General features: G+C 75.4%; 19 protein-coding genes and 1 pseudogene. 4 read left to right on the top strand and 16 right to left on the bottom strand.

Features of this window, described 5'->3' with window-relative positions; translation table 11 throughout:
• Positions 1-219 precede the first annotated feature (219 nt).
• From GKE82_RS20235 to GKE82_RS20180, 13 genes and pseudogenes are all read right to left on the bottom strand, one after another.
• Positions 220-1,383 (bottom strand): EAL domain-containing protein, encoded by a 1,164-nt coding sequence (locus tag GKE82_RS20235; protein ID WP_107568834.1) that lies wholly within the window; start codon positions 1,381-1,383, stop codon positions 220-222.
• A 54-nt stretch (positions 1,384-1,437) separates the two neighbouring features.
• Complete coding sequence (locus tag GKE82_RS20230; RefSeq protein ID WP_154734560.1) at positions 1,438-2,007, bottom strand: DUF2064 domain-containing protein; 570 nt, start codon at positions 2,005-2,007, stop codon at positions 1,438-1,440.
• Positions 2,008-2,011: 4 nt separating this feature from the next.
• Positions 2,012-2,803: an MTAP family purine nucleoside phosphorylase gene (locus GKE82_RS20225; protein ID WP_154734559.1), complete on the bottom strand. Its 792-nt coding sequence runs from the start codon at positions 2,801-2,803 to the stop codon at positions 2,012-2,014.
• A gap of 11 nt (positions 2,804-2,814) precedes the next feature.
• Positions 2,815-3,927, bottom strand: a complete 1,113-nt coding sequence (locus GKE82_RS30415; RefSeq protein ID WP_154734558.1) for a thrombospondin type 3 repeat-containing protein — start codon at positions 3,925-3,927, stop codon at positions 2,815-2,817.
• Between the two features lie 191 nt (positions 3,928-4,118).
• Complete coding sequence (locus GKE82_RS20215; protein ID WP_107568831.1) at positions 4,119-5,363, bottom strand: CdaR family transcriptional regulator; 1,245 nt, start codon at positions 5,361-5,363, stop codon at positions 4,119-4,121.
• Positions 5,364-5,427: 64 nt separating this feature from the next.
• On the bottom strand, positions 5,428-5,652 hold the full coding sequence (locus GKE82_RS20210) for a hypothetical protein (RefSeq protein WP_107568830.1): 225 nt from the start codon (positions 5,650-5,652) through the stop codon (positions 5,428-5,430).
• On the bottom strand, positions 5,649-7,193 hold the full coding sequence (locus GKE82_RS20205) for a VTT domain-containing protein (RefSeq protein ID WP_154734557.1): 1,545 nt from the start codon (positions 7,191-7,193) through the stop codon (positions 5,649-5,651). The genes GKE82_RS20210 and GKE82_RS20205 overlap by 4 nt, the downstream gene beginning before the upstream one ends.
• The gene (locus GKE82_RS20200; protein ID WP_154734556.1) at positions 7,190-8,131 is read right to left on the bottom strand and encodes a 4-(cytidine 5'-diphospho)-2-C-methyl-D-erythritol kinase; all 942 of its coding nucleotides are present in this window, start codon (positions 8,129-8,131) and stop codon (positions 7,190-7,192) included. The genes GKE82_RS20205 and GKE82_RS20200 overlap by 4 nt, the downstream gene beginning before the upstream one ends.
• Positions 8,128-8,577, bottom strand: coding sequence for an rRNA adenine N-6-methyltransferase family protein (locus GKE82_RS30100; protein WP_309233825.1), 450 nt, complete (start codon positions 8,575-8,577; stop codon positions 8,128-8,130). The genes GKE82_RS20200 and GKE82_RS30100 overlap by 4 nt, the downstream gene beginning before the upstream one ends.
• Positions 8,578-8,674: 97 nt before the next feature.
• A pseudogene (locus GKE82_RS30095) lies at positions 8,675-8,980 on the bottom strand (rRNA adenine N-6-methyltransferase family protein); the annotation flags it as partial.
• A complete protein-coding gene (locus GKE82_RS20190) occupies positions 8,977-9,726 on the bottom strand; it encodes a TatD family hydrolase (protein ID WP_309233725.1) in 750 nt (249 codons plus the stop codon). The gene GKE82_RS20190 and the pseudogene GKE82_RS30095, both read right to left, overlap by 4 nt.
• A complete protein-coding gene (gene metG / locus GKE82_RS20185) occupies positions 9,723-11,222 on the bottom strand; it encodes a methionine--tRNA ligase (RefSeq protein ID WP_154734555.1) in 1,500 nt (499 codons plus the stop codon). The genes GKE82_RS20190 and metG overlap by 4 nt, the downstream gene beginning before the upstream one ends.
• A gap of 27 nt (positions 11,223-11,249) precedes the next feature.
• Entirely contained in the window at positions 11,250-11,993 is a 744-nt protein-coding gene (locus GKE82_RS20180) for a M23 family metallopeptidase (RefSeq protein ID WP_196189358.1), read from the bottom strand.
• Between the two features lie 130 nt (positions 11,994-12,123).
• Between GKE82_RS20180 and GKE82_RS20175 the strand changes: the two genes are divergently transcribed.
• The gene (locus GKE82_RS20175; protein WP_154734553.1) at positions 12,124-12,495 is read left to right on the top strand and encodes a hypothetical protein; all 372 of its coding nucleotides are present in this window, start codon (positions 12,124-12,126) and stop codon (positions 12,493-12,495) included.
• Here GKE82_RS20175 and rsmI read toward each other — a convergent pair.
• The gene (gene rsmI / locus GKE82_RS20170; RefSeq protein WP_154734552.1) at positions 12,482-13,291 is read right to left on the bottom strand and encodes a 16S rRNA (cytidine(1402)-2'-O)-methyltransferase; all 810 of its coding nucleotides are present in this window, start codon (positions 13,289-13,291) and stop codon (positions 12,482-12,484) included. The two genes, GKE82_RS20175 and rsmI, sit on opposite strands and share 14 nt — an antisense overlap.
• Before the next feature lie 299 nt (positions 13,292-13,590).
• Between rsmI and GKE82_RS20165 the strand changes: the two genes are divergently transcribed.
• Positions 13,591-14,475, top strand: a complete 885-nt coding sequence (locus GKE82_RS20165) for an LCP family protein (RefSeq protein ID WP_154734551.1) — start codon at positions 13,591-13,593, stop codon at positions 14,473-14,475.
• 72 nt (positions 14,476-14,547) lie between these two features.
• Here GKE82_RS20165 and GKE82_RS20160 read toward each other — a convergent pair whose 3' ends face one another.
• Positions 14,548-14,895: an FmdB family zinc ribbon protein gene (locus GKE82_RS20160; RefSeq protein WP_107568820.1), complete on the bottom strand. Its 348-nt coding sequence runs from the start codon at positions 14,893-14,895 to the stop codon at positions 14,548-14,550.
• A gap of 109 nt (positions 14,896-15,004) precedes the next feature.
• On the opposite strand from GKE82_RS20160, the gene GKE82_RS20155 reads away from it, so the two are divergent.
• Together GKE82_RS20155 and GKE82_RS29100 are read left to right on the top strand one after the other, a co-directional pair.
• The gene (locus GKE82_RS20155) at positions 15,005-16,381 is read left to right on the top strand and encodes a glycine--tRNA ligase (RefSeq protein WP_230316239.1); all 1,377 of its coding nucleotides are present in this window, start codon (positions 15,005-15,007) and stop codon (positions 16,379-16,381) included.
• 24 nt (positions 16,382-16,405) lie between these two features.
• The gene (locus GKE82_RS29100) at positions 16,406-17,203 is read left to right on the top strand and encodes a S9 family peptidase (protein WP_154734550.1); all 798 of its coding nucleotides are present in this window, start codon (positions 16,406-16,408) and stop codon (positions 17,201-17,203) included.
• Here GKE82_RS29100 and GKE82_RS27345 read toward each other — a convergent pair.
• Positions 17,200-18,177: a class I SAM-dependent methyltransferase gene (locus tag GKE82_RS27345; protein WP_196189357.1), complete on the bottom strand. Its 978-nt coding sequence runs from the start codon at positions 18,175-18,177 to the stop codon at positions 17,200-17,202. The genes GKE82_RS29100 and GKE82_RS27345 overlap by 4 nt on opposite strands.
• Positions 18,178-18,179 lie beyond the last annotated feature (2 nt).

Below are 18,179 nucleotides of genomic sequence, written 5' to 3'. Positions count from 1 at the left end.
GCGGGCGGACGGCGCCCCGCCGAGGGTGCCGTGAAAGGTGAAGGTTGTCGACCCGCCGAACGCGGCCAGGTCGGTCGCTGCAACATGCATCCGTGCGCCCTCCTGATCTTCCGTGATCGGTCGCTGGGCAAGCTGAAGGATCGGTCACCGCGCCCCCGGGTGCAAGCCCCGTGGACGGGTGTTCGGGCGACGCCGGGGCGTCCGCCGACGACGGCGCGCTCAGGCGCCCGCGAGGACGCCCACGACGCGCTCCAGCGGCACGACCCCGACGTAGGCGCCGGCGTCGTCGACGCACACCACGGGGTCCCAGCGCTGGGCCAGCGGCCGGGTCATCGCGCGCCGCGCGAGGTCCCCCGGCGTCGCCTGGGCGCGCAGGCACAGCGGCTCGCGCGGGGCCTCGCCGCGCTCGAACGCGGCACGGTCCAGGACGCCGAGGGGGCGCCCGGCCGCGTCGACGGTGACGACGTGCTCCAGGTGCGGCTGCGCGTCGAGGACCACGCGGACCGCCGTCGGGTCGGCGGCGACGGCGGGGAGGCGCTCGACCAGCCCCTCGACGCCCGTGCCGCGCACGCCGACCAGGGCGCGCTGGCGCAGGCGACGCACGAGGTCGCGGTCGATCTCCGCCATCGCGGGGGCGGGACGGCCGAGCGCGTAGCCCTGACCGAGCGGCACGCCGAGGCGCGCGAGGGCGTCGAGCTGCTCCGCGCGCTCGATCCCCTCGGCGACGATCCACGCGTCGAAGCGGGCCGCGAGGTCGCAGAAGGTCCGCACGAGCGCCGTGCGGGACTCGTCGTCGGGCATCCCGAGCGTCAGCGCGCCGTCGAGCTTCAGGAACTGCGGCCGCAGCCCGGCGATGCGGTCGAGGTTGTCGTAGCCGGCGCCGCCGTCGTCGACGGCCAGCCCCGCGCCGCGGGCGCGCAGGGCGTCGACCGCCACGCGCAGCTCCGCCGTGTCCGGGCCGCCCGGGCGGTCGCCGAGCTCGACGACGATGCTGTCCAGGCGCGGTGCGTCACGCAGGGCGGCGGCGACCTCGTCGCTGAGCAGGGCGCCCGCCGACAGGTTGACGGCGATGAAGCGGTTGCGGACCAGCAGCGGCCGCGCGACGAGCGCGGCGGTCACCACCTGCGCCTCCAGCTCGCCGGCGCAGCCGAGCCGCGCAGCGGCCTCGAACCACGCGGCGGTCGGCACCTCGGGCGCCTCCGGGAACCGGGCGAGCGCCTCGTAGCCGCGGACGACGCCGCGCTGGAGGTCGACGATCGGCTGGTAGTGGACGCGGACGCGTCGCGGGTCGTCGAGGATGCGCGCGAGCGCGGCCGCCCACTCCTCGTCGTGCGGGTCGAGGGTGGCGGGCGCGGGCCCGGTCGGAACGCGGAGATCGGTCATCGGTGGGGAGACCCGGGGAGGGGCGGTGCCGGGAGGCGACCGGACCGGGCTGCCTCACCTATCGGCGGCCGACCCCGGAAACTGAAGCAGCGGTTGCAGATGGCGCAGGAGGTCCTCGTGCGCGCACGGATCGGCCGCGTACGCGCGGGCGTCGTCGGGGGTGACGAGGCGCCGTTCGCTGCGCAGCATGCCGACTCCCGCGTCGCGCAGCGCGGGGTCGTCGGCGAACCCCTCGAACGGCGCGCCGACACGGTCGAGCAGCTCCGGATCGGCGCGCGGGACCCCGACGAGGTACGGGGTCCCGTCGGCGGTCGGCGCCATCACGACGAGCGCGCCGTCCTCGAGGTCGGCGAGCGCCGCGCGGGCGAGGGCCTCGTCGAGGCGCGGGACGTCCGGCGCGACGAGCAGCACCGGGCCGTCGTGGTCGTGCAGCGCCATGCTGGCGGCGCCGATCGTCGTCGCCTCGAACGCGACGTCGGGCGAGACGCGGCTCGCCCAGCGCCGTGCGCCGAGCGCGAGCTCCTCGCGCAGGGCCGTCGCCCCGGGGGCGCCGAGCAGGTCGTCGAGGCCGCGGTCGCGGGGCGCCGCGAGCGCGTAGAGGACGACGGCGGCGACGCCGCTCACGCGGTCAGTCCCACTCGAAGTGCGTCCCGTTCTGGGCGGGCGCGCCGTGGGCGAGCAGCCGCGGCACGGCGGCGGCGAGCGTGCGCCCGAACGTGCCGCTGCTCTCCCCCACCAGCCGGATCAGCTCCTCCACCGGCGTCGGGTCCGGCGCGACGCCGTTGGCGTAGTCGGTCGCGTAGCCGAGCAGCGCGTACGGGATCTTCGCCTCGCCGGCGAGCGTCGTCTCCGGCCCGGCGGTCTGCGAGACGGCGGTGACCCCGGCCTGCTGCAGCTGGCGGATCTCGGTGCGCGTGTTGAAGCGGGGGCCGTCGACGTGGCCGTAGCAGCCGCCGTCCCGGACCTCGTGACCGACCTCGCGGGCCGCGTCGAGCAGGATCGTGCGGAGCTCGGGGTGGAAGGGCCCGTCGAAGATCCAGTGGCCGCGCCCCGGCTGACCGGGCTCGGTGTGCAGCGTGCAGAGGGAGCCGTCGGGCAGCCGGTTGGCGAGGAAGTGCAGGTCGTCGAAGACGATCAGCGAGCCGAGCGGCACGGTGAGGTCGGTCGCTCCGCAGACGGTGACGCCGAGGATCGCCTGGGCGCCGAGCTCGCGCAGGGCCCAGAGGTTGGCCTGGTGGGTGACGCCGCTGGAGAGCCGCGCGTGGCCGTCGCCGTGGCGGGCGATGTGCAGGACCTCGGCCCCCGCGAAGGCGCCGACGGTGACCTGGGCGGGACCGAACGGGGTGGCGACCTCGGTCGGCTCGCGTTCCTGATCGGCCAGGGCGTAGGTGCCCGACCCCGTGATGATCCCGATCCGCATGTGCGCGGATGCTACGGGGCGTCGGGCGCAGGCACCTCGTGCGGCGGCACGACCGGGGTCGGGACGGCGGCGGCGGACGGCTCGGGCAGCGGGACGGGCGGCGTGGGCTGCCCGGGCGTCGCGTCGACCGGCGCGGACGCCGCGGGATCGGGCTGCGCGGTCGGTTCCGACTCCGGGCTGGCCGTCGGCTCGGGGGTCGGGGTCGGCTCGGGGGTCGGGGTCGGCTCGGGCGTGGGCACGGTGGCGCCGTCGACCGTGTCACCCGGGGTGGGCTCGGGTGAGGGCGTCGGCTCCGGGGTGGGCGTCGGCTCGGGCGTCGGCGTCGGCTCGGGCGTGGGCGTCGGCTCGGGCGTCGGCTCCGCGGGGGTGTCGGGCACCGCCGGGTTCGTGCCGGCCGCGAGCTCGTCGGCGGTGCTGGTCCCGTCGCGGTCGGGGTCGTCGGCGCCGTCCGGGACCCCGTCGTCGTTGCTGTCCCCCTTGGCGACGTCGCTGTCGAGCGCCTGCTCGACGAGGTTCGGGACCCCGTCGCCGTCCGCGTCGTCGGCGCCGTCGAGCCGGCCGTCGGCGTTGCTGTCGCGCTCGCCGGGCCGGGACTGCGCCTGGAACTCCACCGCGTTGACGAGCCCGTCCCCGTCCCCGTCCTGGAGCGCGTCGGCCGCCTGGAGCGGGTCGAGGCCGTTCTCCTGCTCCCAGCCGTCCGGGGTGCCGTCGCTGTCGGAGTCGGTGGCCCGCGGGTCCGTGCCGAGGAGCCGCTCGTCCTCGTCGGTGATGCCGTCGCCGTCGGTGTCGCGCCGGGAGGCGATCGCCGGGCCGGCGGCACCGACCGAGACCGCCCCGGACCCGAGTCCGGACGAGACGCCCAGGCGCACGGTGGCGAGCTCCGCGTCGTCCGCGGGGTCGCCCGGCGACGTCGCCGTTGCGGGGACGGTCCCGCGCGGCGGGGTCGAGACCGCCAGCGCGCTCGCCGTCTCGGGCAGCGGGACCGCCGGGGCGTCCGGGATGACCGCCGTGCGCGGCTGCGAGACCCCGCCCATCGGCCAGTCGCGGAAGACCAGCGCGTGCGTGTTCAGCGAGGCGAGGCTCGAGGCGATGAGTCCCAGGGCGCAGAGCGCGCCGAGGAGCATCAGCGCTGCGTCGCGACGGGACCGGGGTGGTGGCGCGGCGTCCATCCGTCCGGGCATCGGGTGAGCGGCGCCGTGCCTTGAGTGATGGCCGTCACGCAGGAGCGACCGCTTTCCGGTCGGTCGCGTCGACATCGGACACGCTGTACGACGGCGTGTTGAAGCTGGCGCGTCTGCGGTCTAAAGGTGGACGTTCAGGCGCCGCGCCGCGGGACCCGACCCCCGCTGCTGCCGGCCTCGCTGGCCGGCCCGCCACGGTGCGCGATGCCCAGCACGCGCATCGCCTTCAGGCCGAGCGAGAGCTTCTCGCGCCCGTCGGTGGAGCCGACGTCCAGGCCCGACAGGTCCCGCACCCGCTCGAGCCGGTACCGGATCGTGTGGCGGTGCGTGAACAGCCGCTGCGCGGTCCCCGCGACGTTGCCGTCGGCCTCGAGGAACGCCTCGACCGTCTGCACCAGGTCGGTCTCGTACTGCTCGTCGTAGGCCACCAGCGGCTCGACGGTCTCGGCGTAGAAGCGCTGCAGCTCGGCCGGGTCCTCGCTCATCGCGCTCAGCAGCAGCCGGTAGGCGCCGGTCTCCTCGAACGCCAGCAGCGGCTGCTCGCCGCCCTCCGCGACGTTGGCCGCCAGCAGCGCCTCGCTGCCCGCCCGGTGCAGGTCTCCCGGCTCGACCGCCGGACGGCTGCGCCCGACCGCGAAGCTGTGGCCCTGCAGCGACGCCTGCAGCTCCCGCAGGACCCCGTCGGCGGCCCGCTGGGCGTCCGCCTCCTCGAGTCCCGGCAGCAGCAGGACGACCTCCGCCCCGGGGGCGTCGCGCGCCTCGTTCAGGGCGGCGAGCGTCCCGGCGCTGACGGCGCGCGCGCCGCGCTCGGCGATCGCCAGCACGCGGGCGCGCCAGCCGTCCTCGGTCGTGACGTGCGGGCGCGCCCGGGCCACGAGCACGGTGGCGCCCGCGACCAGATCGACGCCCAGCTCGGCGGCGCGCTCGCTGATCTCGTCCGGCTCGGTGAGCGTGCGGTCCAGGACGTCGCGCAGGAACAGGCTCGCGGCCTCCTGGGAGGCGCGCTCGGGTGCGCGCAGGCGCTCGACCTCGCCGGCGATCAGCGTCGTCACCAGCCGCACGACCGCGGGGCGCATCGGGTCCTCGCTGCCGCGCACGCGCAGGCGCAGCGTGCCGACGGCCTCGTCCGCGACGCGCAGGTCGACGATCTCGACCCCCGACGCCCCGGCCACCAGGGCGCGCTCGTCCGCGGTCGAGCGGGCCGCGACCGCGAGCGTCGCACCGGCGCGGTCGGCGAGGACGAGGCTCGCCCCGAGCGCCCGGGCGGCGGCACGGACGACCTCGGGCAGCCCGGCGCCGGATTCGACCGCGTCGGTCACCGCGTCCAGGGCGGAGAGGTCGAGTCCCTCGGGGGCCTCGGTGTCGGGCGGCGTCGACATCAGCGGTGAAGAGTACGACGCGCAGGCGTGCGGGTTGCACGTCGGCGGGACGACGTCAGCGCCATCAGGTGCTGATGCGGTCCCAGAAGTAGACGATCGCCGCCCCGCCGCCGAGCCCGACGAGCACGAAGGCCGCCAGCACGTAGAGGGACAGGAACGACGCCGCGATGCGCTCCCACGTGCGGGTGTACGACCCCCACGCCGGGACCAGGATCAGGCCGACGTACGCGGCGAGCGCGAAGACGCCGCAGATGCCGCCGACGAGATAGGTGACCGCCTCGTTGCTCATGGGGTCCGCCCATTCTGCCGCACGAAGGCGACGACGAGCCCGACCATGCCGCAGAGGCCGAAGCAGGCGAGCGCCGTGCCCACCCCGCCGAGCACGTCGCTGAGGTAGTGGGCGCGCAGGTAGACCCGCGACAGGGCGACCGCGGCCGCCAGCACCACGGAGACCGCCACGAGCGCCGCCCGCGACACGACGCCCGGGAGCGCCCGGGAGACCGCGACCGCGATCGCGACGAACGCGACCCCGTACGCGGCGTGCCCGCTCGGGTACGCGAACGAGTCGCCGGTGTCGACGAGCGCCCCGAGCGGCCGCGCCCGCTCCTGGGCGTCCTTGACGACGTTCACGACGAGCACCGTGGCCGCCATCCCGCTGAGCAGCACCACCGCGTCGACGACCCGCCGCCGCGCCAGCAGCACGAGCGCCACGACGACCAGGAGCGTCCCGGTCACCGCGAGCTGCCCGACGTCGCTGACGATCATCGCGGCGTCGTCGAGCCAGGCGCGACGCAGGTTCTCGGCGATCTCGAAGCTGCGGGCGTCCCCCGCGACGAGCGCGCGGTCGTCGCCGAGCGTCAGCAGCGGGCCGACGAGGTTGAAGACGCCGACGACCGTGATCGCGAGCAGCGTCGTGAGCTCGAGCCCCAGCTGGCCAGGGGTGACGCGGTCCCAGAGGAAGCGGACGGGGCCGCGGACCCGGTGCCACGCCCGGACGGCGAGCCGCACGACCGGACCGACGACGGGCCGGCGCTCCTGCTCGTGCACGAACGCACGCAGCCGCGCGCGGTTGGCCTCGACCTTCAGCCAGCGGTACGCGACGACCACGCCCACGATGACCGTGATCGTCGTGCCGAGCGCGAACGCCCCCTGCTTGGCGGCGCTCACGAGCTGGTCGAAGGACTGCCAGAAGACGTAGCCGAGGATCGAGAAGGTCGCGGCCCAGATCCCGGCGCCGATCACGTCGTAGGGCAGGAACCGCTTGAGGCTCATCCCCGAGGACCCGGCCAGGAACGGCGCGACCGCGCGGACGAGCCCGACGAAGCGCCCGATCAGGACCGCCTTGCCGCCGTGACGCTCGAAGAAGCCCTCGACCTGCTCCAGGCGGGCCGGGGTGATCTGCACGCGCGGGCCGTGCTTGACGAGGAAGTCGCGTCCGAGCTTGCGGCCGATGAAGAAGCTCGTGACGTCCCCGGCGATCGCGGCCGTCCAGACGATCGCGATCAGCGTGACGATGTCGATCCGGCCCTGCCCGGCGACGAGGCCGCCGACCATGATCGCGGTCTCGCCGGGGGCGAGCAGGCCGACGAACGCGCCGGTCTCCAGGAACGCGAGGAGCCCGACGACGAGGTAGGTCCACTTCCCCAGGCGCTCACCGAGGTCCTCGAGCAGCTGCTCGAGGTCGGGCGGGTGGATCAGCCCGGTCCCGTAGACGGCGCTGCCGATGGCGATGATCGCCAGCCCGACGAGCAGCGGCGGCTCGAGGTGGCGGCGGCGCACCCACGCGAGGGTGGCGGCGGCCGCCGCCCCGACGAAGAACGCCGGCTTCACGCGCCGGCCACCCGCGGCAGCTCGAGCGCGGCGACCTGCTCGCGCGGGAGCGCCCCGGCCAGCCGGACGTGCTCCGCCCCGAACCGCTCGGCGAGCACGGGCGCGGCCTGGCGGGCGCGCGCCGGGTTGTCGTACAGGCCGACGCAGGTCGGGCCGCTGCCGCTGACCATCGCGACCTCGGCGCCGACGGCGCGCAGCGCGGCGAGCGTGTCGCGCAGGTCGGGGCGCAGCGACAGGGCGGCGGGCTCGAGCTCGTTGACGCACAGGACCCGCGGCAGGTCGCCGGCGCGGGCGCGCACGTCACGGCCACCGAGCGCGAGCTGCGAGCTGCTGCGCGGCAGGCCCAGGCGGTCGGCCTCGCGGAAGACGTCCGGGGTCGACAGACCGGTGGGGCTGGTCACGACGACGTAGGCGGTGCGGCCGTCGGCCAGCAGCGGGAGGCGCTCGACGCGCTCGCCCGCCGCGGTCCCGAGCCAGCGGCCCGGCTCCACGAGCGCCGGGACGTCCGCCCCGAGCGTCGCGGCGATCGCGCGCAGGTCGTCGGCGTCCGGGACGGTCCGCCCGGTGCGACCGAGGTGCGGTGCGGCGTGCGTGGCGAGCAGCCGCAGGGTGGCGGCGGCGTCGGAGGAGCCCCCGGCCATCCCGCCCGCGACGGGGATGCGCTTGGTGATCGTCACGCGGACCGGCGGGCCGTTCCAGCCGGTCGCCGCACGGAACGCCCGGATCGCGCGCAGCGCCAGGTTCTCCCCCTCGACGGGCGGGTCGCAGACGACCTCGTCGTCGCGGACGTCGAGCGTCTCGAGCAGGTGGACGTCGTCGGCGAGGTCGAGCGCCTGGAAGACGGTGACGAGCTCGTGCCGGCCGTCCGCGCGGGTCGGGCCGAGCAGCAGGCAGACGTTGACCTTCGACGGCGCGATCGTCTGCAGGCCGCGGCTCACGTCAGCGCCTCCCAGAGCGCGCGGAACTCGGCGGGCGCGAGCCGCTCGGCACGCACGTCGGCGGGGTGACCCAGCGCGACGACCGCCGCGCGCAGCCGCTCGCGCGGATCGCCGTCGGCCGACGCCCCCGCCGGCAGGCCGCCGGCCATCGACACGGACTTCACGAGCGTCTTGCGCCGGTGCGCGAAGCCGCGCTGGACCAGCTCGCGCAGGCCGCGCGCCGGGGCCGGCCCGGTGCGCTCCAGCAGCACGAGGACGCTGTCGACGTTCGGCACGGGATAGAAGACGGTGCGGGCGACCGCCCGGTGCACGCGCACGTCGCAGGCCAGCTGCGCGAGCACGCTCGGGACGCCGTAGGCGGGCGTGCCCGCGCCGGCGGCGAACCGCTCCCCCACCTCCTTCTGCACCATCGCGACCCAGCGCGTGACGTGCGGGAGGTCCTCGATCGTCCGCAGGATCGCGCCGGCCGCGATCCCGTACGGGGAGGTTCGCGACGACCTTCGTCGGGGCGGGATCCAGCGCGACGAGGTCGAGTGCCATGGCGTCCGCGAGGTGCAGGGTGCTGCGGTCCTCGTACGGGGCGAGCGCGTCGCGCAGCGCGGGCTCCAGGGAGCGGTCGAGCTCGACGACGTGCGTGTGCGCGACGAGCGGCGCGAGGTGCTCGGTGAGGACGCCGACGCCCCCGCCGACCTCCAGCACGACGTCGTCGCCGGTGAGCTCGGCGGCCCGCTCGATGACCCCGAGGATGTTCGAGTCGATCAGGAAGTTCTGGCCGAGGTCCCGCTTGGGACGGATGCCGAACGCCTTGACGCGTCGCAGCGTCGGCTGGGCGGGGAGCGCGTCGGTCACCAGCGGAACAGGGTGGCGGCGTTGGCGGTGACGAGGGCGTCGAGCTCCTCGTAGGACACGCCGCGGCACTCGGCGACGAACCGGGCGGTGTGGACGACGTGGTCGGGCCGGTTGCGGTGCTTGCGCACGGCCTGCGGGGACAGGTACGGGGCGTCGGTCTCCACCAGCAGGCGGTCGGCGGGGACCCGCGCGGCGGCGTGCGCGAGGTCGAGCGCCTTCGGGTAGGTGACGTTGCCCGCGAAGCTGAACCACCAGCCCTCGGCGGCGCACTCCTCCCAGCGGTCGGGCATCGAGAAGCAGTGGAGGACGACGTCGAGCCCGCCCGCGTGGGCGCGCAGCATCCGGATCGTGTCGTCCTCGGCGGCGCGGGTGTGGATGACCAGCGGCTTGTCGACCTCGTGCGCGAGCTCCATCTGCGCGACGAAGGCGCGCTCCTGGTCGGCGCGGGGCGCGTACTCCCGGTAGTCGTCGAGGCCGGTCTCGCCGATCGCCGCGCAGCGCGGGTGCCGCGCGAGCTCCACCAGGTCCTCGAAGGCGGCCTCGTCGAAGCCCTCGGCGGCGTTGGGGTGGCGGCCGACCGCGGCCCACACCTCGGGGAACTCCTCGGCGGCGCGCAGCGCGGCGCGGTTGGTCTCCTCGTCCATGCCGACGGTGAGGATCCGCGTGATGCCCGCGTCGCGCGCGGCCTGCACGAGCTCCGCGTTGGGCGGCGCGCAGGAGTCGAGGTGCGTGTGGGAGTCGATCACTGCTTCGGGAAGAGCGGGGCGAGCTTCTCGACCTGGGTGACGCGGCCGGCGACGAGCGCGGCGTCGGCGTAGGCGGTCGACGGGGCGCCGAGGGCGCCGCGGAGCTTCTCGGTCGCCTCGGGCAGCCACGGGTGCAGCAGCACGGCGAGCGACCGGACGCCGGCGACGAGCGACGCGAGCGCGGTGTCGAGCTCGCCGGCGCGGGCCTCGTCCTTGGCGAGCACCCAGGGCGTGGTCTCCTCGACGTAGCGGTTCAGGCGCTTCACGAGCTCCCAGATCGCGTCGAGCGCGGGCGTGAGCTCGAGCGCGTCGACGCGGTCGGCGACGGTCTGCGGCAGCGACGCGAACGCGTCGAGCAGCGCGGGATCGACGTCGACGCCGGGGACCGCCCCGTCGCGGTACTTCAGGACCATCGCGATCGTGCGGCTGGCGAGGTTGCCGAACTCGTTGGCGAGCTCGCCCTCGAAGCGGGCCTTGACGCCGTCCATCGACACGGAGCCGTCGGCGCCGAACGCGACGTCGCGCAGGAGGTAGTAGCGCAGCGCGTCGACGCCGTAGAGGTCCATGACCTCGAACGGGTCCAGGCCGTTGCCCAGCGACTTGCTCATCTTGCGGCCGTCGCTGCCCAGGAGGAACCCGTGGACGAAGACGCGCCGCGGGACCGGCAGGCCGGCGGCCAGCAGCAGCGCGGGCCAGTAGACGGTGTGGAACTTCAGGATGTCCTTGCCGACGATGTGCACGTCGGCGGGCCAGAAGCGCTCGGTCAGGTCCTGGCCGGGGTCGGCGAACTGCAGCGCGGTCACGTAGTTCAGGAGCGCGTCGAACCAGACGTAGAAGACCTGCTCGGGGTCCCAAGGGACCGGCACGCCCCAGGTGAGCGTGCTGCGGCTGAGCGACACGTCGTGCAGGCCGCTGCGGATGAACGCGAGCGCCTCGTTGCGGCGGCTCGTCGGCAGCACGAAGTCCTCGCGCTCCGCGAACAGCTCCTCGAGCTGCTCCTGGAAGCGGCTGAGCGCGAAGAACCAGTTGGTCTCCTTCTCGCGCGTCAGCTCGATCTCGTGGATCGGGCAGCGGTTGCCATCGGCGATCTCGGTGTCGTTCTTGAAGTCGGCGCAGCGAGGGCAGTACCAGCCCTCGTACTCGCCCTCGTAGACGTAGCCGTTGTCCTTGACGCGCTGCAGGACGTCCTGGACGGCGCGCACGTGGCGCGGGTCGGAGGTGCGGATGAAGAAGTCGTTCGTCGCGTTGAGCCGCGGGGTCAGCGCCTCGAAGTGCGCGGCGTTGAGGTCGGCGTGCTCCTTCGGGGTCCGGCCGGCCGCCTCGGCGGCGAGGGCGACGGGCTCGCCGTGCTCGTCGGTGCCGGTGAGGAAGAACACGTCCTCGGCGCGCTGGCGGTGGTGGCGCGCCATGACGTCGGCCGCGATCGTGGTGTACGCGTGACCCAGGTGCGGGGCCGCGTTGACGTAGTAGATCGGGGTGGTGACGTAGAAGGACATCCTCCCCGGCAGGCTACGCGACCGGGCTCAGCCCGCGGCGAGCGCCCGCGCGCGGGTGGCCGCGTCGCGGCGACGGCGCCGCCGCTGGGCCAGCGCGCCGACCGGCACCGCGGCCGCTGCGAGCGCCAACCCGCCCCAGACGACGGCCGGGACCGTCGCGGGCGCCGGACGGACGGCGGGCCGGACCAGCGCGCGGACGGGCGGACGGACGGGTCGACCCCTGGGGCCGGCGGGCCGCCCGGGCGCGGCGGGGCGCCCGGGGGCGCGGACGGCGGCGGGCGGGCCCGGCGCCACCGGTGCCGCGGGCGCCGCGCGCTCCAGCAGCGCGAGCGGGTCGAGGTACCCGTCGCGGTCGGCCGCCCGGCGGGCGCCCAGGCGCACGACGCCGCGCGCGGTGACCCGGCCCAGCACGGCGCCCCGGGCGACGGTGCCCCCGCGGCGCACCGCGAGCGACCGGAGCCCGAGGTGGGTCGCCACCAGGCGACCGCAGCGGACGGAGACGCCGTGGCCGGCGCCGCGGCCGGGCAGCGGCCCCGCGAACGTGACGCGCCCCGTGCACGCGGCGCGGACCGCCGTGCCGGGTCGCGCGAGCAGGTCGATGCCGCGCCGCTGGCCCGCGGCGTAGGGGGCGCCCGGCGTCACCCGGAACCCGCCGACGAGCCGGGGCTCGTCGACGGGCAGGCGCCAGCCGACTCCGGCCCGGGCGGTGGGGACCGGCGAGAGCAGGACCAGCGCGCTGAGGAACGCGATCGGCCCCGATCGCCGGAGCACCCGGGGACGGGGAGCGGCGGTCGCGGTGGGCGGGCGGCGCGGCATCGCTCCCACTAGGGCGCACCGGCGCGGACTCTCCCCCCTCGGACTGACGCGGACGTGACGGCCCGCCACCTAGGCTCGCCCGACGATGGCGACCGATCTCCCTCCCGTTCCGGGCCCCCCCGGCGCCCCGCCGCAGCCGCAGCGGGTCTGCCCGCACTGCTCGACCGTCTCGCAGACGACCGCGCGCGACTGCCCGTTCTGCCGCCGCTCGTTCCACCGCCGCTCCAACACGGCGGCGATCGTCGTCGCGATCGCGCTCGGGGCGGTCGCGACCGTCGGCTCGGTCACCGCCCTGCTCGCCGCGACCGCCGACGAGGTCGACCGCGAGATCAACTCGGAGATCTCGACGATCCAGCAGGACATCGAGGACGAGGTCGCCCGCGCGCAGCGCCAGATCGAGGCGGAGGTCCGGCGGCTGCGCGAGCAGCTCCCCGCGAGCGGCCTCAGCGCGCCGTGAGCGCGGCGTAGAGCGCGTTGGCGCTCGTGCCCGTCAGCTCCGCGACGACCGCGGCGGCGGGCCGGGCCTTCGCCCCGGCGGCGACGAGCTCGCGCAGCGCGCGCACGCCGGCCTGGAGGTCGCCGTCGACCGGGGGCGCCCCGCCGACGACGAGGACGACCTCCCCCTTGACCTCCGCGTCCGCGTAGCGCGCCGCGAGCTCCCCGGCGGTTCCGCGCACGACCTCCTCGTGGACCTTCGTCAGCTCCCGGCAGACCGCGACGGGGCGGTCCGGGTCGACCGCGGCGAGCACCGCGAGGGTCGCGCCGACCCGTCGCGGGGACTCGAACCCGACGAGCGTCTCGGTCGCCGCGAAGAGCGCGGTCTGCTCCCCCTTCTTGCGCGGCAGGAAGCCGACGAACCGCCACGTCTCGGCGGGCAGCGCGCTCGCCACCAGCGCCGCGAGCGCCGCGGACGGCCCCGGCAGGACCTCGACGGCGAGCCCGGCCCCGACGCACGCCTGGACGAGCACGAAGCCGGGATCGGAGACCAGCGGCATCCCCGCGTCGGAGCACAGCGCCACGGTCTCGCCGTCGGCCATCCGGCGCACCAGCTCCGCGGCCCGGGACTGCTCGTTGTGCTCGTGATAGCTGACGAGCTGCGCGTCGACCCCGTAGCGGTCCAGGAGCACGCGCGTGCGGCGCGTGTCCTCGCACGCGACGACGTGCGCGTCCCGCAGGGCGCTGAGCACGCGCAGCGTCACGTCCTCGAGGTTCCCGATGGGCGTGGGACAGACGACGAGGCGGCCGACGGGCATCTGAGCCACCATATCCCGCGGATGGACGATCCCCACGACCGCCCCCGGCAGCGCACGCCGAGAGATCCCCGCCCGCGCGACCCGCAGCAGGGTCCGCCCGACTACCCCGTGTTCCGCGCCCGCCCGCGGTTCCTCGACCGGCTCGACCCGGGACCTGCCGTGCGCAGTGGCGAGCCGGGCCCGGCGCCGGACGGGCCGCGTCGCGGGCTGCCCGGCCTGCCCGGACGCCGCCGCCGCGGCGGACGGCGCCTCTCCCCGGACGGATCGCCTGGCGGCTGCTGCTCGCCGCGGTCGCGTGGGTGGCCCTGTCGGTCGTGCTGTTCGTCGTCAGCGCCACCATCCACGGCGGTGGCGTCGACGACGGCGCCGACGCGGTCCTCGGTGGCGGGGGCGTGCCGCCGTTCGGGGCCACGAACGTGCTCGTGCTCGGCTCGGACAAGCGCAGCGCCGACACGAAGGAGCCCGGCGGCTCCACGAGCGGCCCGTCGCGCGCGGACTCGATCGTCCTGATGCGCTTCGGCGGCGGGAAGGCCGCGCGCCTGAGCATCCCGCGCGACACCGTCGTCGACATCCCCGGCGCAGGGCGCCAGAAGATCAACGCGGCCTACGCGATCGGCGGCGCCGGGAAGATGGCGGAGACGATCGAGTCGTTCCTCGGGATCGAGGTCAACCACGTGATCGAGGTGAGCTTCGAGAACTTCCCGGAGCTCATCGACGCCATGGGCGGCGTCGTCTACCGCGGCGGCTGCGTCGTCAGCCGCATCAACGGCGGCTTCCGCAACGGCGGCTACACGCTGCGGCTGCGGGCCGGCAAGACGACGATCGACGGCAAGCAGGCCCTCGCGCTGGCGCGGACGCGCAAGAACGACTGCAACCCCAAGGAGTCGGACCTCACGCGCGCGTCGCGCCAGCAGAAGATCACGCAGGCGATGCGCTCCCGCGTCCTCTCCCCGACCGGGTTCGTGCGGCTGCCGTGGATCGCGTGGAAGGCCCCGAGCGCGCTGGTGACCGACATGAGCGGCCCGACGCTGATGGGCTTCGCGGCCGCGACGGTCGCCGGCGGCTCGCCGCCCACCCGGATCCTCAAGCCCACCGGCGCCGAGACGCTGCCCGACGGGGGCGCCGGCCTCGTCGTCAACGACGAGGCCAAGCGCCGCGCCGTCGAGCGGTTCCTCGGCGGCTGAGCCGCCGCGAACGACGAGGGGCCCCGGTCTCCCGAAGCCCCTCGACGGACGGTGCGTGTCGCGCGCGGCGCGCTACGCGGCCTTCGGCTTCTTCTTGCCCTCGGACTTCGAGGACGACGACGAGGACTTCTTCTCGGCGGCGGGCTTGGACTCCTTGGCCTTCGCCTCGCGCTTGTCCTGCATCTTGCCCGTGTGGTCGTCGGCCCCCTTCTCCGCCGACTTCTCCAGCTCGCGGTTGCGGCGCCGCGTGCCGTAGTCGGTGTTGTGGAAGCCCTTGCCCTTGAAGTGGATGGCCGGCGCGTGGAGGACGCGCTCGACGGGGACGCCGGTCTCCGGATCCTTGGTCAGCGCGTCGTCGCTGAACTTCTGGATCACCTCGAACGTGGACCCGTCGGGGCGGCGGTACTCGTAGATCGGCATATCGAGAGGAAGTATGTCACGCCCGGCCGGCGGTTACTGGCACTCTCGACCCGAGAGTGCCAGCCGACGGCGGGCGACGACGGCGACGCGCGGCGAATACCCTGCGGTCATGCCCGCCGAGGACGTCGTGACCATGGACAAGATCGTGGCGCTGTGCAAGCGCCGCGGCTTCATCTTCGCCTCCTCGGAGATCTACGGTGGCGTCGGCTCGACCTACGACTACGGCCACTACGGCGTCCTGCTGAAGACCAACGTCAAGAACGAGTGGTGGCGCGCGATGCTGCAGGAGCGCGACGACGTCGTGGCGCTCGACAGCGCGATCCTCCAGCACCCCAAGGTGTGGGAGGCCAGCGGCCACCTCGCGGGCTTCAGCGACCCGATGGTCGACTGCCGCGTCTGCAAGGGCCGCTTCCGCGCCGACCACATCGAGGAGCGCGACGCGTCGCTGGCGTGCCCGCGCAAGCCGTCGAAGCTGCCCGGCGAGGGCGGCGAGTGCGACCTCACCGAGGCGCGCGACTTCAACCTCATGTTCGAGACGACGGTCGGCCCGGTCAAGGACTCGGGCTCGGTCGCCTACCTGCGGCCCGAGACCGCGCAGGGCATCTTCATCAACTTCAAGAACGTCCTGCAGTTCGCGCGCAAGAAGCCGCCGTTCGGCATCGCCCAGGTCGGCAAGTCGTTCCGCAATGAGATCACCCCCGGCAACTTCATCTTCCGCACGCGCGAGTTCGAGCAGATGGAGATGGAGTTCTTCTGCCCGCCGGACGAGGTCGATCGCTTCTACCAGGAGTGGCGCGACGCACGGTTCGACTGGTACGTGAAGCTCGGCATCCGCCCCGACCACCTGCGGATGCGCGACCACGACGCCGACGAGCTCTCCCACTACTCCTCCGGCACCGCGGACGTCGAGTACCTCTTCCCGATCGGCTGGAAGGAGCTCGAGGGCATCGCCAACCGCGGCAGCTTCGACCTCACCCAGCACGCCTCGCACTCCGGCGAGAAGCTCGAGTACTTCGACCCGCAGACCAAGGAGCGCTACGTCCCGCACGTGATCGAGCCGGCGGCCGGCGCCGACCGCGCGACGCTCGCGTTCCTCGTCGACGCCTACGAGGAGGAGGAGGTCGCCGAGGGCGACGTGCGCACCGTCCTGAAGCTCCATCCGCGCCTGGCGCCCGTGAAGGTCGCGGTCTGCCCGCTGGTGAAGAAGGACGGCCAGCCCGAGCTCGCCCGCGAGATCTTCACCACGCTCCGCGGCCAGATGCAGGCCGAGTACGACGAGGGCGGCTCGATCGGCAAGCGCTACCGCCGTCAGGACGAGATCGGCACCCCCTGGTGCGTCACCGTCGACCACCAGACGCTCGAGGACCGCACCGTCACGCTGCGCGACCGCGACTCGCTGGAGCAGGAGCGCGTCGCCATCGACGACCTCCCGGCGCTGCTGGCGGGCCGGCTCGCGGCGCCGTGGACGACGCCGAAGCTCGGCTGAGCCGCCGCGCCGACCGGGCCCGTCGTGTCGATCACCACGCAGGTCGTCCGCCACGCGCTGCTGCAGCACCCGCAGCGCCGCCGCATCGCCGACCACAAGGACGGGCGGGCCGAGCTGCTCGTGCCGACCGGTCCCGGACCGCACCCGGTGGCGATCGTCGTCCACGGCGGCTACTGGCGCACCCAGTACGGGAGCCTCATCATGCGGCCGCTGTGCGCGGACCTGCGCCGGCGCGGCTGGGCGACCTGGAACATCGAGTACGGCCGGATCGGGCGGGGCGGCCGCGGCGGCTGGCCGACGACGTTCACCGACGTCGCCGCGATGGTCGACCACCTGACCCGGCTCGCGGACGAGCGCCTGGACCTCTCCCGGGTCGTCGTGGTGGGGCACAGCGCCGGCGGCCAGCTGGCGCTGTGGATCGGCGGGCGGGCCGGGCTGCCGGTCGGGGCGGTCGGCGCCGACCCGGCGCTCACGGTCGCGCACGTCGTCGCGCTCTCTCCCGTGACCGACATGGTCCGCGCGGGCGCCCCGGCGGCCGCGGTGCTCGGCGGGACGGTGCAGGACGTGCCCGACCACTTCGCCCAGGCCGACCCGATGCGCCGGCTCCCGCTCGGGGTGCCGGTGACGATCGTGCACCCGGTCGCCGACGCGACCGTGCCGGTCGCGCGCTCCCGCGAGTACGTCACCGCGGCTCGCGCGGCGGGAGCGGACGTCGAGCTGCTCGAGCCCGCCACCGGCGGGCACCGCGAGGTGATCGACCCCGGCCACGCAGCCTGGCGTGCCGCGGGCGAGCGGCTCGACCGGCTGCGCGCGACGGTCTAGCGACGCACGCCGACGACGCGGAAGCTCGGGGCGCGCCCGAGGGTCAGTCGTCCGCCCGCGGCGAGCACCGCGTTCGCGGTCCGCACGGCGCGCCCGCCGCCGGCGCCACCCCAGTAGCCGCGGGCACGCGCGGCGAACCCGAGCTCCCCGAGCCGGGCGACGAGCTCCAGCGGGTCGACCGGCCGCTCGACGACCATGCCGTCGGGGGCGATCGGCATCGTGCCGCGCCGGTAGGCGCCCGGGGGCACCGTGCCGTCGGCCGCGTGGGCGGCGCACGCCGCCCGGATCGCGTCGGCCTGCAGGCCGGTGGTCGCCGCGGCGAGGCGGTCGACGGTCGCCGGGTCGGTGTCGGGGAGCAGCTCGGCGACGAGCGCGGCCCGACGGTCGCGGTAGCTCGTCTCGATCCGGTGCCCGTGCAGGTCCACGGGCACCGGGCCCTGCTCGTAGGCCTCCCACAGGTCGTGGGTGCTCTGCCGCAGTCGCGGGTTGCGCGCGTTGTTCAGCTCGGAGATCACCACCGCCCCGCCCGGGCGCACGACGCGCGCGGCCTCGCGCAGGAACGCGTCGAGGTCGAGGTAGACGCCGACGCCCTCCAGCGACAGCAGCAGATCGACCGACCCGTCGGCCACGGGCAGCGCGCCGACGTCCCCGACCTGCAGGTCGATCCGCGCGGCCAGCTCGGACGGCAGGCTCGCGAGGCCCGCGCGACCGTGGCCGACGCGCTGCGGATCGAGGTCGACGCCGACCCCGGCCCCGACGCCGAGCAGCACGAGCCCCAGGAGCGGCGAGCCGTCGCCGCAGCCCGCGTCGAGCGCCACGGCCGGCGGCTCGCGCCACGGCCCGAGCCCCAGCAGGTCGTCGGCCAGCCGCAGCAGCGACCCCGCCGCGGGCGCGGACGCCTGCCACTGGGGCGGGGCGTCGGGCGCCGCGAGCAAGGTGGCGTAGCGGTCGACGAGGGCGGCGGACAGTGGCACCC

It is taken from the genome of Conexibacter sp. W3-3-2, assembly GCF_009707605.1.
Taxonomy (GTDB): Bacteria; Actinomycetota; Thermoleophilia; order Solirubrobacterales; family Solirubrobacteraceae; genus Paraconexibacter; species Paraconexibacter algicola.
Note: the sequence above shows the minus strand (reverse complement) of the source record. Positions and strands in the feature narration are given on the sequence as shown.